Annotated in this window: 14 protein-coding genes and 1 tRNA gene; 12 read left to right on the forward strand and 3 right to left on the reverse strand. The window is 48.6% G+C overall.

Annotated elements, in window-relative coordinates; genetic code table 11:
- Window positions 1-48: 48 nt before the first annotated feature.
- The 3 genes from HRI97_RS04875 to HRI97_RS04885 all read right to left on the reverse strand — a co-directional run bounded on the left by HRI97_RS04875 (window position 49) and on the right by HRI97_RS04885 (window position 3,514).
- Window positions 49-945 carry a hypothetical protein gene (locus HRI97_RS04875; protein WP_253727018.1) on the reverse strand — a complete coding sequence of 299 codons (897 nt, stop codon included), beginning with the start codon at window positions 943-945 and terminating at the stop codon, window positions 49-51.
- Window positions 946-1,217: 272 nt separating this feature from the next.
- Window positions 1,218-1,958, reverse strand: coding sequence for a CPBP family intramembrane glutamic endopeptidase (locus HRI97_RS04880; protein ID WP_253727020.1), 741 nt, complete (start codon window positions 1,956-1,958; stop codon window positions 1,218-1,220).
- Window positions 1,959-2,248: 290 nt separating this feature from the next.
- On the reverse strand, window positions 2,249-3,514 hold the full coding sequence (locus tag HRI97_RS04885) for an integron integrase (protein WP_253727022.1): 1,266 nt from the start codon (window positions 3,512-3,514) through the stop codon (window positions 2,249-2,251).
- Between the two features lie 252 nt (window positions 3,515-3,766).
- Between HRI97_RS04885 and thrA the strand changes: the two genes are divergently transcribed.
- The 12 genes from thrA (at window position 3,767) to tilS (ending at window position 15,652) form a co-directional block, all read left to right on the forward strand.
- Window positions 3,767-6,262: a bifunctional aspartate kinase/homoserine dehydrogenase I gene (thrA, locus tag HRI97_RS04890; protein ID WP_253727024.1), complete on the forward strand. Its 2,496-nt coding sequence runs from the start codon at window positions 3,767-3,769 to the stop codon at window positions 6,260-6,262.
- Between the two features lie 30 nt (window positions 6,263-6,292).
- The gene (aroF, locus tag HRI97_RS04895; RefSeq protein ID WP_253727026.1) at window positions 6,293-8,266 is read left to right on the forward strand and encodes a 3-deoxy-7-phosphoheptulonate synthase; all 1,974 of its coding nucleotides are present in this window, start codon (window positions 6,293-6,295) and stop codon (window positions 8,264-8,266) included.
- Between the two features lie 19 nt (window positions 8,267-8,285).
- Entirely contained in the window at window positions 8,286-8,777 is a 492-nt protein-coding gene (gene ilvN / locus HRI97_RS04900) for an acetolactate synthase small subunit (RefSeq protein ID WP_253727028.1), read from the forward strand.
- 2 nt (window positions 8,778-8,779) lie between these two features.
- A complete protein-coding gene (ruvC, locus tag HRI97_RS04905) occupies window positions 8,780-9,322 on the forward strand; it encodes a crossover junction endodeoxyribonuclease RuvC (RefSeq protein ID WP_253727030.1) in 543 nt (180 codons plus the stop codon).
- A 12-nt stretch (window positions 9,323-9,334) separates the two neighbouring features.
- Window positions 9,335-9,949, forward strand: a complete 615-nt coding sequence (ruvA, locus tag HRI97_RS04910) for a Holliday junction branch migration protein RuvA (RefSeq protein ID WP_253727032.1) — start codon at window positions 9,335-9,337, stop codon at window positions 9,947-9,949.
- A gap of 32 nt (window positions 9,950-9,981) precedes the next feature.
- Entirely contained in the window at window positions 9,982-11,055 is a 1,074-nt protein-coding gene (ruvB, locus tag HRI97_RS04915) for a Holliday junction branch migration DNA helicase RuvB (protein ID WP_253727295.1), read from the forward strand.
- Complete coding sequence (queA, locus tag HRI97_RS04920; RefSeq protein WP_253727034.1) at window positions 11,030-12,064, forward strand: tRNA preQ1(34) S-adenosylmethionine ribosyltransferase-isomerase QueA; 1,035 nt, start codon at window positions 11,030-11,032, stop codon at window positions 12,062-12,064. The genes ruvB and queA overlap by 26 nt, the downstream gene beginning before the upstream one ends.
- Before the next feature lie 76 nt (window positions 12,065-12,140).
- Window positions 12,141-13,088, forward strand: a complete 948-nt coding sequence (ispE, locus tag HRI97_RS04925; protein WP_253727036.1) for a 4-(cytidine 5'-diphospho)-2-C-methyl-D-erythritol kinase — start codon at window positions 12,141-12,143, stop codon at window positions 13,086-13,088.
- Window positions 13,042-13,353, forward strand: coding sequence for a septation regulator SpoVG (spoVG, locus tag HRI97_RS04930; RefSeq protein ID WP_253727038.1), 312 nt, complete (start codon window positions 13,042-13,044; stop codon window positions 13,351-13,353). The genes ispE and spoVG overlap by 47 nt, the downstream gene beginning before the upstream one ends.
- A gap of 14 nt (window positions 13,354-13,367) precedes the next feature.
- A tRNA-Gln gene (locus tag HRI97_RS04935) sits at window positions 13,368-13,440 on the forward strand.
- A gap of 68 nt (window positions 13,441-13,508) precedes the next feature.
- On the forward strand, window positions 13,509-14,063 hold the full coding sequence (locus HRI97_RS04940; RefSeq protein WP_180485998.1) for a 50S ribosomal protein L25: 555 nt from the start codon (window positions 13,509-13,511) through the stop codon (window positions 14,061-14,063).
- 68 nt (window positions 14,064-14,131) lie between these two features.
- Window positions 14,132-15,652: a tRNA lysidine(34) synthetase TilS gene (gene tilS / locus HRI97_RS04945; protein ID WP_253727040.1), complete on the forward strand. Its 1,521-nt coding sequence runs from the start codon at window positions 14,132-14,134 to the stop codon at window positions 15,650-15,652.
- The last annotated feature ends 2 nt before the right edge of the window (window positions 15,653-15,654 follow it).

Raw genomic sequence — 15,654 nt, forward strand, 5'->3', positions numbered from 1 at the left:
ATTAAATAAATAAATTCTACACTAATGAAGATTGCCTTAGCAATTTTCTTAATGTTCCATATAACGTTCATCACTAATTCCCTTTAGTATAATATTTGTCTCATTATATATTGCTGTAAAATCATGTTCGGTCGGAAGAGAAAAGTGGACAATTTTTTCGTGTGTTTTTATGAAGAAGTGTTTCTGTCCTTGCTTACCATCCAGACGACCATCTCCATATCCATCTAGAGACATCAACAACGCAAGATCTGTTAAACTAATTTGATTTTCTGCAATATATTCTTGTATTTTTTGCTCACTTCCTTCTAAAATAAGCTGAATCAATTCTTTAATCTTTGTATTAATTCCTTTCTTCTTAGCTATTTCTTTCAATTGAAGCTCATCTAATTTTCTATCGTTTAAATACTTTTTTAGTGATTCCCATAATTTTCCAAAAAGAGGATTTGGAGGCTTTACCCTCGCTTTTATAACTTCAATGCTATCCATTAAAGATAGACGATCATAAAAACTTCTTAAGTCGTCAAGCATTTTAATTTCACATTGAATAAAAAAGTTTCCAAGAGTATTTTCAATTATTTTGGAAAATATCCTAATAAATGCTTTTGGTTCAATTTGATTTGGAATACTTCGAAATGCTATCCCTGAGAACTCTGGTAAATAAACAAACTCACTAATTCCTTGTACAAGACGTGGCTCTTCCTTTTCTTCTTTTTTACTTAGTTCTGTATTCAATACAGTAACTCTAGCATCAGGTCTTGCTTTGCTTAGTTCCCCTTTTATATATACTTGATTTTCCAATGTTACTTGTTCTACTTCAATAATACTCCAAACGATTTCATTATTATAAAAAGGCTTTGAATCTATTAATGCTCCAATAAATTCTTTGGTATCGAATCCGGTTTTTACAACACGTCCAACATAGAATACGGCTTCACCTCTAGGCATTTTCAAATCTCCTTTTATTTTATTCCCCGTGCGTAGCATCGGTCTAACATCCTTTCAACCTTTCCGTATAATATCACAAAAAGCTATGCTTTTCCATCTAAATTGCTGCGGATCAAAAAATCAGATCTTTCTACCATAACTGTTCATAAGAATAAATCAACAATCGGCAGATTAGGCCTATCCTCACTAAACGGAACAAAGCAAAATCACATCCTGTCTATAGTGACTAGAAAAATTTTATCCATTTTTCCTGTTCCCGATTCCCGAAATTTCTATGCTTTTAATTTAAAATACTCTCTATCATACATAAACAATAATATGAGTAACAATGCAGATACACCTAATATAGTTAAATATAATTGTATTGATTCTCTTTTAAATAAAAGAATCATATTTGATAAATTAAAAAAAGTATGATAAAAAATTGCATTTAAAATATTGTTTTTTGATTTCTTATAAAAATATGTGATAAAAATACTAAGCATAATAACCGTAGGGATAAATAATAGGTATCCTACGAATCCGACGTTCATTATTTTGAAGAAATGCCATGCCCCCCAAAGTATTCCAACAAATAGTGAACCGGTAAACGAAGTATATTTATTTTCAAAAATTTGTAATAAAGTTCCTCTCCAACCAATTTCCTCACTAATAGATCCGACAATAGTAGCTATAATACCAATTAGTAACAAATACCCCGTGTATTCTGATTTAACATACGGTATTCCCATTAAATCAAGTATAAATGAAGATAGTAAAATCAGTGTTATTGGAAATATAATAGCTATTACTGAGTATCTATTTAATTTATAAGCATAAAATTTTCTTTCATTATATTTTTTTCTAAAAATTAAAGTTGTTATCAATGGAGATAATTGTACTGTAACCATTGTAACAGAGCCTAATAGTAATTCATTACCTCTGATATTTTGTGTAGCACCTCCGAATATCATAGCAAGAATAAAGGTTATTAGTAAGTTCATCAAATTAAAAAATACTACTTTTTTATTCATTTTATTTCCTCTAAACTTATTTTTTTTCGTTATCGTTAAAATAAATGTTATAGATTAGTTCTGTCTCCGCCTACCTCAAGAAACGTCAATCTCACTAAACCTTATCCTACCGCCATTAGGCGTACGTCTCACATTGTTTCAACCTTTCCTCATTATATCACGCAAACTACGCATTTTCAATCTAAACTGGCACCTCACCAAGCAGCTTCATCTTTCTACCATAATGTCTGTCGTAACACATCATCAACAGCCGGATTAGGCCTATCTTCACTAAATGGGATAAAGGCGAATCACATTCGGTCGATAGGGCTTTGAACGCCGAGACCGCCGCGGTTGAGGACGTGGGTGTAAACCATAGTGGTTGAAACATCGCTGTGACCGAGAAGTTCTTGAATGGTGCGGATATCGTAACCGGATTTCAGTAGATGTGTTGCAAATGAGTGGCGGAACGTGTGGCAGCCGATTGGCTTCGGAATACCCGACCGTAAAACAGCTTCATGCAGAGTACGCTGAATAACCGAAGGATCGATATGATGCCGCCCCTGCTCGCCGGTTTCTTTGTTACGCCATCGGCGTGCTTGAGGAAACACCCACTGCCACGCCCACGTTTTACCTGCAGCGGGATATTTTTTTGCAAGAGCAAACGGAAGCGGCACCGAACCGAAACCGTCCTTGCAGTCTGCCTCATGAATACGCCGGACATTTTCCAAATGTTTTTGAAGCGGAAATTTAAGCGAAACAGGCAGTACGGTTTTACGGTCTTTCGCACCTTTTCCGCAGTGTACAGTAATTTCGTTTTTCCTAAAATCAATATCCTGAATTCTTAACCGCAAGGCTTCCATAAGCCGCATTCCGGTTCCGTAAAGCAAACGGATAAGAAGCCCGTAATCGTTTTCAGGCAAAAGAGAGAATATCTTTGCAGTTTCCTCACGGGTCATTACGGCAGGCAGCCTTTTAGGTTTTTTAGCACGGACTATATTTTCAGGAGTCTTTATATTTAAGCCTAATATGTTTTTATATAGAAACAAAAGAGCCGCAAGAGCCTGATTTTGGCTTGAAGCGGCAGCCTTTTCCTTCACTGCAAGACGGCTCACAAAAGAATTTATTTCCGTATCGGAAAGAGTTTTAAGATTTTTATCCTCATGTTCTCGGATAAAGCGGCTTATCCAATAGCTGTAGGCCTCCATTGTACGCTTACTGTAGTGTTTGGCAGTAATAACTTCTTCCAACTTATTTAAAATACACTGAACATCGCTTGCAGTATTATTATTCCTTTCTCCAATAATTTCGGTATTCAAAGACTCAGTATTATTAAGTTCAGAATTTTTAAAATCAAAGCAGGAATCAGCCCTGAAAAGACCTTCATTATAAAGGTTGTTTAATAAAATATCGCAAGAATTACGGTCGGCAGGTATAATCCAAAAACATCCGGCCGGAATCCAAGCCCTATTAGGTACTTTTTTTATTGATTGCAGAATTTTGGAAAAATTTTCTCCCTCAGCTTTAAAATGCACCGATAAACGCTCTTTTTCATAAGGTCGAATTTCAATAAACATAAAAACCTCCCATCTTTCAGATGTCATTACCTCTATTAAATATAACAAACTATTGACAGGCTTCCACTATAGTTTGATTATATCACATCAAGGGATCTGTCCGCGATCGTAAAAGGGAATCTTCGTATAAAATACCTTTTGCGGAAAGCAGAAAAGCCCTCGTACAATAACAAATCTCCCCATGTTAACTCCCCATATTGAGTACGCACGTCCTTTTTGTTATCATAGTAACTATTCTTTAAGAGGAAGATTATGATTACTTTAAAATTCGGCGGCACGTCGATGGAAAGCGCACGCCGCATCCTTTCATCCGCGGACATTATTATCTCTCGCGCGGAAGCAGGGCGCGTAAGCGTTGTCGTTTCCGCTGTCGCGGGCGTTTCGAATAAATTGCAGGAAAGCATCGACGCGTGCGTAAAAGGCATGCATGCGGAAAATTTCGTTCACGAACTGAGAAAAATTCACTCGGATATCTGCGAAGAGCTTCAGTCGAAACTTCCGGGTTTGAGTGCCGCGTCGGTTTTAAAAGAGCTTGCGCCGATTTTCGAAGAATACGAAAAATTATTAACCGGCTGCGTGTCTTTCGGCGAATGCCCGGGCACCGTTCACTGCCGCATCATGGGTATGGGAGAGCTTTTAAGCGCGCCGATCATGAAAGCGGTTTTGCTCGCAAAAGGGCAGAGCGTCATTTTGCTCGATTCGCGAAAATTCATCTTTACGACGGGCAATCACAGAGAAGGGGATCCCGACTACGCGAAGTGCGCCGAAGCGATGCTGCCGTACCGCGACGGAGAAAATCAATCGCAAACGCGCATTTTATTGTTTCCCGGCTTTATCTGCTCGTGGATACGCGGCACGGGCTGCGCTCCCGTTCCGGGACTGCTCGGCAGAAACGGTTCCGATTTTTCCGCTTCGATCGTCGCCGCTTCGCTCGGTTCTTCGAAAGTGGAATTTTGGACGGATGTCGACGGTATCTATACTGCCGATCCGCGCGTCGTAAAGGACGCGATCCTCGTCGACGATATGAGCTATGAAGAAGCGCTCGAACTCGCATTTTTCGGAAGCAAAGTGCTTCACCCGAAAACGATCGCGCCGCTTGCGGCAAAGGATATCGAAGCGTGGAGCAAAAACAGTCACCGTCCCGATGCCCGCGGCACGAGGATCGGACGCGGCCCTTTTGAAAGCGAAAAAAAAGTCGGAGATGTTCGCGGCATTTCGTGTTTGAAAAACACGGCGATGATAAGCGTGAGCGGAACGAATATGCGCGGAAGAACCGGTATGGCAAGCAGAATCTTTGCCGCCGTTTCTCGCGCATCGATTTCGATTTTGCTCATCACGCAGTCGTCGTCGGAATATACGATTTCGTTTTGCATCCGCGATACGGAAGCCGACCGCGCCATCGATGCGTTGAAAGCGGAATTCGAACTCGAAATAAGCGACGGTGTCATCAACCCGATAGAGGCGGAAAAAAATTGCGCAATCGTTTCGATTGTCGGCGACAACATGATTCAAAAGCGCGGAGTGGCATCACGTTTTTTTTCCGCGCTCGCTTCTCAAGACGTCAATATCATTGCGATCGCGCAAGGTTCGTCGGAGCGCTGTACGTCCTGCGTCGTGCTCGGCGAATACGGGGACACCGCCGTTCGCGCCGCTCACCGTTTCTTTTTCAACACGGCGCAGACTATCGAAGTGTTTGTGTTCGGTGCCGGAACGATCGGCGGCGCGCTTCTCGACCAAATCCGCGACCAGAGGGAAAAGCTGCTTTCGGAAAACGTCGATATCCGCGTTATGGCGATTTCGACGGTCGACGGAATGTTCGTCGAAGCCGACGGTATAGACCTTGCGTCGTGGCGGGAAAAAATAAAAGAGATGCCGCAGAAGTCGAGCGTCGATGAAATTATTAAATTCGTCAAAGAGACGAAACCGCTCAATCCCGTGTTCGTCGACTGTACCGCTTCCTACGATTTGCCGGAACGCTATATCGATCTGTTCAAAGCCGGTCTTTCGGTCGTAACGCCGAACAAGCGGGCAAATTCGATGAAGATCGATTATTATCGCGAGCTGCGGAAAATCGCAAACGGCATGAGACGCCGCTTTCTCTACGAAGCGAACGTCGGGGCGGGGCTTCCCATCATCGACACGCTGCAGAATTTATTTAAAAGCGGAGATAAGCTTACGGGCTTTACGGGCATCATGTCGGGGTCCCTTTCGTATATTTTCGGCCGTCTCGACGAAGACGTGCCGTTCAGCAAAGCGGTACGCGAAGCGAAAGAGCTCCGCTTTACCGAGCCCGATCCGCGCGACGATTTAAACGGTATGGACGTCGCCCGAAAAGCGCTTATCATCGCACGAGAGGCGGGGGCTGCGATCGAACTCGACGATGTCAAAATCAACAAAGTGTTTCCCGATTCTTTCGATTCGTCGGGTACGGTCGAAGAGTTTATGAAAAAGCTCGAAGAAGTCGACGGTTATTTTCATAAAAAGATCGCCGATCTTCGAAAAAAAGGCAAAGTGCTCCGCATGGGTGCGTCGATTAAAGACGGCACCTATACCGTCGGTATGCTCGAAGTCGGCAAAGACGATCCGCTCTACGGCGTAAAGGGCGGGGAAAACGCCTTTGTATTTCACACCGAACGCTATCAGCCCATTCCGCTTACCGTGCGCGGTTACGGAGCGGGTGCGGGCGTGACGGCGGCGGGCGTTTTCGGAGATATTTTGCGTACGGTAAGTTTTAATCCCGAAAAATAAAGATTGTTGTAATATCGGCGGAGGTGCGCTATGGTTATCGTTTTAAAAAAGAATATTTCCGAAGACGACAGAAAAAAGCTCGCGCTCTTTCTCGCTCAAAACGATTTTAAAACGAATGAAATCGTCGGAGAAGAAGCGACGATCATCGCCGCCGTCGGCAAACTCAAAGTCGATCCGCGTGAAGTCGAAATACTTTCCGGCGTCGAGCGCGTCATCCCGATTTCAAAACCGTACAAGATGGCGAGCCGCGAGTTTAAGCCCGAAAACACCGTCGTCGAAATCCTTTCGAACCGCGGTCAAGTTGTCAAAGTCGGCGGCATGCGCATCACGGCGATCGCAGGTCCCTGTGCCGTCGAATCGAGAGAGCAGATGATGTGTGCGGCCGAAAGCGTTGCAAAAAGCGGAGCGGCCATGCTGCGGGGCGGCGCCTATAAACCGCGCACTTCTCCGTATTCGTTTCAAGGCTTGGGCGAAGAAGGCTTAAAATTATTAAAAGCAGCCGGCGATGCGTACGGTATGCCTGTCGTTACCGAAGTCGTCGCGTCGGAGTACATTCCCGTTATGGAAGCTCACGGCGTCGACGTGTACCAAGTCGGCGCGCGCAATATGCAAAACTTCGAATTGTTAAAGCGGCTCGGAAAAATCGACAAGCCGGTGATTTTAAAGCGCGGGCTTTCAGCGACGATCGAAGAGTGGCTTATGTCCGCGGAATACCTCCTTTCGTCGGGCTGCAAAAACGTGATTTTGTGCGAACGCGGTATCCGCACGTACGAGCGGGCGACGCGCAATACGCTCGATCTTTCGGCGATCCCCATTTTGCGGAGTATGACGCACCTTCCGATTATCGTCGATCCGAGTCATGCCCTCGGCATCCGCGATAAAGTGTCTCCTATGGCTCTCGCAGCCGTCGCCGCAGGAGCCGACGGGATCATCGTGGAAGTGCACTGCAATCCCGATAAAGCGCTTTCCGACGGAGCGCAGTCGCTGTATCCCGAACAGTTCGATAAACTCATGCGCGACATAGAAGCGCTTTCGCCCGTCGTCGGAAAATCGCTCGTGCGTATAAGGAACGCGGAAAAAAAGAGCGAAGAGTCCGGGCCAAAAAAATCGCACGAAGGCGTTGTCTGCGCGTTCAGCGGAAAGCGGGGCGCTTATGCGGAGCAGGCGATATCGCGTTATTTCGACGGAGAAGCGGCTTCTCTTTCGGTCGATTCGTTCCGCGAAATTTTTCAAAAGGTCGCAAGTGGAGAAGCGGATTACGGCATGGTGCCTATCGAAAATACGCTTGCGGGGTCGGTGTACGAAAACTACGATAACTTGACGCAGTTTGAAGACGTAAGCATTGTCGGTTCGGTGCTGCTTCGCATTCAGCATTCGCTGCTCGGCGTAAAGGGCGCGTCGCTCGATTCGATAAAAACGGTATATTCGCATCCGCAGGCGCTCAGTCAGTGTTCGAAATTTCTCCGTCGTTATAATTGGAACAAAATCGAATGCGTTTCTACGGCGACGGCTGCGAGCGAAGTCGCCGAGCTCGCGTCGAAAGAAAACGCCGCAATCGCAAGCGCCGTCAACGCCGATTATTATAATCTTGAAGTGCTCAAAGATTCTATCGAAGACGATGCGGCAAATTATACGCGCTTTGTCGTTATTGCCCCGAATCACTTTGTCGATTCGGACGGCGGGAAGCGGACGGCCGATAAAAATTATAAAGCGTGGAGCGCAAAGCCGAATACTGCGTCGTTTATGTTCTGCGTAAAAAACGAACCGGGCGCGCTGTGCAGCTGTCTCGGCGTGTTTCAGTCGTCCCGTCTCAATTTGACGCGGCTCGAATCGCGTCCGATTCACGGAGAGCCGTGGCGTTACCGCTTTTATGCTGACGCGGAGCTTCCGGAAGACGAGCGCGACGCCGCTTCGTACGTCGACGGTGTGATGACCGCGCTCAAAGCGGAAGCCGAAGACGTGCGGCTTCTCGGCATTTACGCCGAAAGCAGAAAAAAGATATAGGCGCGGCAATGAGGTTTGTATGAAAAATTACGTGATATCGATTCTCGTGGAAAATCATGCGGGCGTTTTGAGCCGCGTATCGGGACTTTTTTCGAGGCGCGGTTACAACATCGATTCTCTTACCGTGTGCGCGACCGAAAATCCCGAACAGTCGCGCATGACGATCGTCGTAAAGGGCGACGAATACATCCTCGATCAAATCGAAAAGCAGCTTGCAAAGCTCGTCGAAGTGATTTCGATTCAGCACTGCGATCCTGCGAAAACCTGCGAACGCGAAATGGCGCTTATCAAAGTAAAGGCGGGTGCGGAAAGCAGGGCGGCGATCATCGGAACCTGCGATATCTTCCGTGCGCACATCGTCGACGTAAGCACGGGTTCGGTGATCATCGAAGCGACGGGCGGCGAAGAAAAAATCGCGAGCCTCATCGCCCTCCTCGAACCTTACGGCATCCTCGAATTTGCCAAAACAGGATTGAACGCGATGGGGCGAGGCGAGGACGTTTTAAAATAATCATGTACGGCTTCGAACCGCTTCCGGGAACGGAAAATGTCTGCGCAAAAAGATCCGGCAAAAAGATCCGGCGAGTGCTCGGCATCGATCCGGGACTTGCATCGACGGGATTCGGCGTGGTCGATTATAAAGACGGCCGCTACCGCATGGTAAGCTACGGCGTCATAGAAACCGCCGCCCGCACTCCGCACGGCGAACGCCTTTTGGCGCTGTACGCACGGCTCTGTTCGATCATCGAAGAATTCTCTCCCGGAGAAGCGGCGATGGAAAAACTGTATTTTGCGCGCAATACGTCTTCCGCGATGGGAGTTGCCGAAGCGCGGGGAGTGGCAACGTTGTGCATCGCTCAGCACGGCATTTCACTCGGAGAATATACGCCCAATCAAATCAAACAGGCGGTGACGGGGACGTCCGCTGCGGACAAGGCTCTCGTCGAAAAATACGTAAAACTCCTCCTGGCGCTCGAAACCGAACCGAAGCCCGATCACGCGGCCGACGCGCTTGCGGGCGCGCTCACGCATTTGCACTATGCAAATGTTTTGTGATATAGTGATCTCATGTTCAACAGCCTTACCGGCACGATTACCGGAAAATCTCAAAACACGGTTTCGATCGATACGCACGGCATCGAGTGGATGCTCACCGTACCCGGCTCTTCGCTCGATGCGCTTCCCCGCGTCGGAGAAGAGGGCAGGATATTTACGTATCTCGTGCATACCCAAGATATCATGTCGCTTTACGGTTTTGCGTCGGACGAAGAACGCTCTCTTTTTTTCGACCTTTTAAAAGTCGACGGCATCGGCCCGAAGGCTGCGGTAAAGATTCTGACGAATATCGCGGGAAGCGATCTCGTTTCGGCTCTCGACAAGGGAGACGTTTCCGTGCTCGAGCGGATTCCGGGTATCGGAAAAAAGACCGCGGCGAAAATGCTGCTTGCACTCAAAGGCAAACTGACCATTCCGGGCGCCCCCGATACCCGCCGCGTAAGCGCAAATCCCTTTGAAGCGGTCGTCGCATCTCTCGTATCTATGGGCTATGAACGAAAGATATGCGAAGGTGCGGTCGCATCTTCGGCTTCGAATCTTTCAAAGACGGACGGCTGGGACGCGAAAAAACAAACCGAAAAAGAGGATGCGGTGTTCCGCCGTGCCCTCACGGAGCTTGCACAATGAGCGGAAAACGCAAAATACGCACCGACGCTGAAATGCACGATGAAAATGCAGCACTTGCCCCGTCCCTTTCCGCTCCGGAGGATTTTTCCCGCATCGTCCGCGCCGATTTTTCAGGTGAAGAGGACGCACAGGAAAACAAACTCCGCCCTCAGCTTTTAAACGAATTTCTCGGACAGGAGACGACGAAAAAAAATCTTTCGGTCTTTATCGCCGCGGCGCGGAACCGGGAAGAAGCGCTCGATCACCTCTTTTTAATCGGGCCGCCGGGACTCGGCAAAACGACGCTCGCCCAGATCACCGCGCACGAACTCGGCGCGGATTTTAAGATAACCTCTGCACCCGCGCTCGACAAACCCAAGGATCTCGTCGGCATCCTTTCGACGATTACGCCGCGGACGGTATTTTTTATCGATGAAATCCATCGGCTCAAGCCCGCGATCGAAGAAATGCTCTACATCGCGATGGAAGACTTCGAACTCGACTGGGTGATCGGTCAGGGAGCGGCAGCCCGCACGGTGCGCATTCCGATTCCTCCGTTTACGCTTGTCGGAGCGACGACGCGGGCGGGCAGCGTATCGACGCCTCTTGTCAGCCGCTTCGGTATCATCGAGCACTTGAATTATTATACGGGCGAAGAGCTCGCTTCGATCATTCACCGTTCAGCGAAGCTGCTTTCCGTTTCGGTCGACGACGATGCGGCCTTTCTCATCGCATCGTGTTCGCGCGGAACGCCCCGTGTTGCAAACCGCGTACTCAAGCGTATGCGCGATTTTGCGCAAGTGGACGGCCGCGGCAGGATCTCAAAGGATATCGTCGAAGCCGGCCTTTCGCGCCTCGAAATCGACAGTCTCGGCCTTGAGCGCTACGACAGGACGATTTTGCGTTCGGTTATCGAAAATTTCGGCGGCGGGCCGGTCGGAGCGGAAACGCTTGCGATATCCGTCGGAGAATCGCTCGATACCCTCGTCGATTACTACGAACCCTATCTCATTCAGTGCGGGCTTTTACAGCGGACGAACAGGGGCCGCCTTGCGACGGAAAAAGCGTACAAACATCTCGGCATCGAAGGAGCGATTCGTCATGAAAACGACGGACTTTTATTTTGATCTGCCGGAAGAGCTTGTCGCGCAGCATCCGTCGGGTATACGGGGCGAAGATAAACTCATGCTCCTCGATAAGAAGAGCGGCAGCGTTTCGCACTTCGATATGCGCAATCTTCCCGACTTGCTTGAGCCGGGCACTCTTGCCGTCTTTAACGATTCCCGAGTCCGCCGTGCGCGCGTGTTCGGCGTAAAAGAGACGACCGGCCGCGAATGCGAGTTTATGTTTTTACATCAAATCGATGAAAAAGGCTTTCTGTGGCGCACGATGGTAAAGGGCGCAAAAAAGCAAAAGCGCGGCATGCGTTACGCGTTTCCGGACGGCTTATTCGGCGTTATCGAGGGAGAAGATACCGGAACGGAATTTCGAAATCTTCGTTTTGACGATCCGATTTCCGAAAGCTGGTTTGAAAAAAACGGTCACATACCGCTTCCTCCTTACATCAAGCGAGGCGATACGGCTTCCGATGCGGAGCGCTATCAAAACGTGTATGCAAAGACGACCGGGAGCGCAGCTTGTCCGACTGCCGGCCTTCACTTTACCGAAGATATGCTTTTTCGTCTGAAAGAGAAGGGAATCGATATCGCGTGGGTGACGCTCCACGTCGGGCTCGGAACTTTTTTGCCCGTACGCGAAAGCGAAATCGAAAAACACAAAATGCACGAAGAAGCGTACACGGTGCCCGACCTTACCGCGCAAAAGATCAACGATGCAAAACGGAGCGGGAGACGCGTGCTTGCCGTCGGAACGACGTCCGTGAGAACGCTCGAATCTTCATGCGACGAAAACGGCTTTGTAAAAGCGGGGTCGGGGAGTACGCATATTTTTATGTATCCCGGTTTTCGATTTAAAGTCGCGGACGAACTCTTTACGAATTTTCACACGCCCGAATCGACGCTCATCATGCTTGTGAGCGCTTTTGCCGGGCGAGAACATATTTTAAATGCGTATAAAATCGCCGTAGAAAAGCGTTACCGTTTTTTCAGCTACGGAGACGCGATGCTCATCCGCTGACGAAAAAAATCGATACGGAAAAACCTCCTGCGCGTATTTGACACAGCCGATTAAAATTTGTATAATAATTCGACTTATGATGACTGAAGTCTGTGTAACCGCTCCGGCAAAGATAAACATCGGTTTGCATGTTTTGCCGGGACGTGTAAACGGATTTCATACGATCGAAAGCATTTTTCAAACGGTAACGCTCTTCGACACGCTTGTCGTGCGCGCGTCCGAAAAAAAAGGCTGTATCGTCGAGTGTGAAGATATGAATCTTCCGAGCGACAATACGATTTTGTCATCATATAACGCGTTCCGTTCGGTTACCGGTATGGATGATTTCGGCGTGCATGTCGCGCTCGAAAAACGAATCCCTTCCGGCGGCGGATTGGGCGGCGGATCTTCCGATGCGGCTGCATGCATACGGGCGTTCGAAGCGTTGAATAAAATAACGCTTTCCGTTCGGCAGCTGGAAAGCATTGCGTCAAAAATCGGCAGCGATGTGTTCTTCTTTTTATTGTGCGGTGCGGAGGGATGTGCAGTTGTTACGGGCCGCGGTGAAATCGTAAAACCGATTCATGCGCGTGATGACCTGTTTATGTTGCTTGTTTTTCCCGGCGTTCACAGCTCGACGCAGGAAGCCTATGCGCTTTTCGACGAGGGCCGTGCGGCGGGAAAGATAGTGCCATGCCCGGCTTATGCGGATTTGGAAACCGTATACAAAACTCCGGCTTCAAGCTGGAATTTTGCAAACAGTTTTACTCCGTACTTGGTAAGTCGGTTTCCGGAAATCGGCTTCGCATTGGACGACCTTCGTCGGGAAGGCGCTTTGTTTGCCGAAATGTCCGGATCCGGTTCCACGGTCTACGGGATCTTCCCTTCCGAAGAGGAAGCGGAAAATGTCCGCTCTGTGCTGGCTTCGCGCTGGAAAGGAACATTCGTTGTGCGTCCTTTTCAGACCCCTAAGCTCGTTTCAACAAACGGAGGAACGTATGCAGATTACGGAGTTGCGCATTCGGAAGGTGGAAGGCGAGGGTAAATTACGCGCCTATGTAACGGTCACTTTTGATAATTGTTTTGTTGTGCACAACGTAAAGATTATCGAAGGAAAAAACGGTTTATTTATCGCCATGCCGAGCAGAAAGACCGCAAACGGTGAATATAAAGATATAGCGCATCCGATCTGTCCTGATTTCAGGGCCGAGCTCCAAAAGAGAGTGTTGGATGAATACAACGCCGGTCACGTTGAAGAAGCGGGCTCCGGCGACGATGCTCCGCTGTCTCCCGTAGACAGCAGTATATAACAAAAGTTTTTTATTGGGACGTCGGCAAGCGGTAAGCCCCCGGCTTTTGGTGCCGGTATTCCACAGGTTCGAATCCTGTCGTCCCAGCGAATAATCGGAAAAACAGCGGATTCCGAAAAGCTTCTGCTGTTTTTTTAATGTAAGGAGTCCTAAAAATGGATCAATTGGTTATCAATGCAAAGACCCGCACGACGACGGGAAAAACAGCGGCGAAAAGATTACGTGCTGCAGGCCGCCTTCCTGCGGTCATGTACGATGCGAAGGGCAAGTCGACGATGCTCGAAATCGATGAAGTTGAGTTTAATAAAGTGTGGCGTTCGATCACGCCGACGACGCTCATTTCGTTGAAAATAGACGGACAGGAAGCTCGCGATGCTTTTATTAAAGATACGGAATACGCCATCCTCAAGGATAAAGTGCTCCATGCCGATTTTTTCGAGCCCGATGCGGATGAAAAGCTTATCGCAAAATTCAAGCTTTCCTATACGGGAACTCCCGCCGGCGTTTTGAAGGGCGGCTATATGCTCAAGCATTTGCCGGAAATCACCGTACAGGCGGTGCCGCGTAAGATGCCGCAGTCCGTTACGGCGGACGTATCTTCTCTCAACATCGGCGATACGTTCCGTGTAAAAGATTTGAAATTGAACGAAGGCGTGACCGTCCTGACCGACGAAAACGCATCTCTCGTGAGTATTACTCCCGCCCGCTGAACGAGCGGTAAAAAAGCATGCGGCTGTCTCTTGCGGGGCGGCCGTTTTTGTTTTAAAATACCGAGTGCATGAAAAGCGATAGTGTCTCAGCCGATGATTTTATCGACGATTTTATAGAGCGGGTGCGCGTCTCTTTGCACTCGTGTACGGACTGTGCGTTCGGCGGCGCATCGTCTGAAGCTCAGGCGGTTTTGCATGAAGCAGGTACGTCGAGGGCAGTGGGCGCGTTCGATGCCGCATCGCCTCAAAACGCTTCGATTTCGCTCGGAGCTGCGGTGTCGGGGGGAGCGGATTCTGTTGCGATGTTCGTTGCTCTTGCCCGCATCGCGCGTGAAAAAAATATTGCGCTTCACGTCATCACGATAAATCACAATATCAGGGCCGAAAAAGAAAGCGAAGGGGACGCGCTCTACGTACAGTCCCTGTGCGCCGATTTTTTGAAGGAAGGCTTTCCCGTCGACTGTACGTGCAAAACGTTTTTGCCGGGCGAAGTTTTCGGCGAAGCGGAAAGGCGCAAAAAGGGTTTGGAAGAAGCCGCGCGCCATCTTCGTTATAAAGCGTTCGAAGAATTCGCCCGAGAAAAAAAAACCGCCTTTATCGCGCTCGCGCACACCGAAGACGACCAGCTTGAAACCCTTCTCATGCGTTTTTTTGAAGGGGGCGGCTCGGACGGAGGGGGCGGCATAAAAAGAACGCGCGGCATGTTTATTCGTCCGCTGCTCGGCATTTCTCGGCGCGAGATCGAGCGGTTTTTGACGCTTGAGCGTATTCCGTGGCGTGTCGACGGCACGAACGGCGATACGTCGTATTTCAGAAATAAAATCAGGTGCCGCCTCGTTCCCGTCCTCGACGCCCTTATTCCCGGATGGAAAAGCGCCGTCTTAGCGGGAGCGAAAAAAGCGCACGACGACGACGAAGCGCTCACGGTCCTCGCCGATTCTTTTTTATGGATCGAAAGCGGGAAGGGCGTGCGTATGCCGAGAGCGGATTTTTCTTCCACGCCCCGTGCGCTTCAAAGGCGGCTTTTATACCGCGCTTTTAATAAAATCGGAATCGAAGCGCGCGTACCTTATCGTTTTATCGAGCGCATCTGTAACGCTGCGGCCTCTTTCGGAGTTTTTTTTGAAGAGGCGTCGGGTATCTCCGTTAAAATAACATGCGAATCGATTTCCGTAAAAAAAGTACAAAAGGACGCGACCGACACGGGATTTTCTGCTATAATACGGAAAACGGGCGCTTATGAAATGCCTTTCGGTTTGCTCCGTGTCGAGCAAAAAGACGATGCTTGCGGCGGATTTAGCCGTAAAAAAGCAGTTGTTTTTTGCAAGGGGCAAGCGGGGGAATCTTCCGTGCTGTGCGTTTCGCTTCCGTTTTGCATACGGAGCAGGCAGGCAGGCGACTCCGTTGCAACGGCTTCAGGCGGTGAAAAATCCGTGTCCGATATCTTCGCGGATTGGAAAGTTTTTCCTCGCGACAGAGAGCGCATCCCGATCGTGCAGGAACTTGCAAGGGCCGAACAAAAGATCGTGTGTATATGGGGAAGCGTATTGGGCATGCGCGATTGGATCGTAAACGATATCGAGGTTTGAAC

The sequence above is a fragment of the Treponema socranskii subsp. buccale genome (assembly GCF_024181585.1).
In the GTDB taxonomy this organism is placed as follows: domain Bacteria; phylum Spirochaetota; class Spirochaetia; order Treponematales; family Treponemataceae; genus Treponema_D; species Treponema_D buccale.

Excerpts from the sequence above, each read along its gene's own strand:
- spoVG (WP_253727038.1), top strand. The coding sequence starts at position 13,042 with ATGCAGATTACGGAGTTGCGCATTCGGAAGGTGGAAGGCGAGGGTAAA.
- HRI97_RS04880 (WP_253727020.1), bottom strand. The coding sequence starts at position 1,958 with ATGAATAAAAAAGTAGTATTTTTTAATTTGATGAACTTACTAATAACC.
- HRI97_RS04940 (WP_180485998.1), top strand. The coding sequence starts at position 13,509 with ATGGATCAATTGGTTATCAATGCAAAGACCCGCACGACGACGGGAAAA.
- tilS (WP_253727040.1), top strand. The coding sequence starts at position 14,132 with ATGAAAAGCGATAGTGTCTCAGCCGATGATTTTATCGACGATTTTATA.
- queA (WP_253727034.1), top strand. The coding sequence starts at position 11,030 with ATGAAAACGACGGACTTTTATTTTGATCTGCCGGAAGAGCTTGTCGCG.
- ilvN (WP_253727028.1), top strand. The coding sequence starts at position 8,286 with ATGAAAAATTACGTGATATCGATTCTCGTGGAAAATCATGCGGGCGTT.
- ispE (WP_253727036.1), top strand. The coding sequence starts at position 12,141 with ATGATGACTGAAGTCTGTGTAACCGCTCCGGCAAAGATAAACATCGGT.
- thrA (WP_253727024.1), top strand. The coding sequence starts at position 3,767 with ATGATTACTTTAAAATTCGGCGGCACGTCGATGGAAAGCGCACGCCGC.
- ruvA (WP_253727032.1), top strand. The coding sequence starts at position 9,335 with ATGTTCAACAGCCTTACCGGCACGATTACCGGAAAATCTCAAAACACG.
- aroF (WP_253727026.1), top strand. The coding sequence starts at position 6,293 with ATGGTTATCGTTTTAAAAAAGAATATTTCCGAAGACGACAGAAAAAAG.
- HRI97_RS04885 (WP_253727022.1), bottom strand. The coding sequence starts at position 3,514 with ATGTTTATTGAAATTCGACCTTATGAAAAAGAGCGTTTATCGGTGCAT.
- ruvB (WP_253727295.1), top strand. The coding sequence starts at position 9,982 with ATGCACGATGAAAATGCAGCACTTGCCCCGTCCCTTTCCGCTCCGGAG.
- ruvC (WP_253727030.1), top strand. The coding sequence starts at position 8,780 with ATGTACGGCTTCGAACCGCTTCCGGGAACGGAAAATGTCTGCGCAAAA.
- HRI97_RS04875 (WP_253727018.1), bottom strand. The coding sequence starts at position 945 with ATGCCTAGAGGTGAAGCCGTATTCTATGTTGGACGTGTTGTAAAAACC.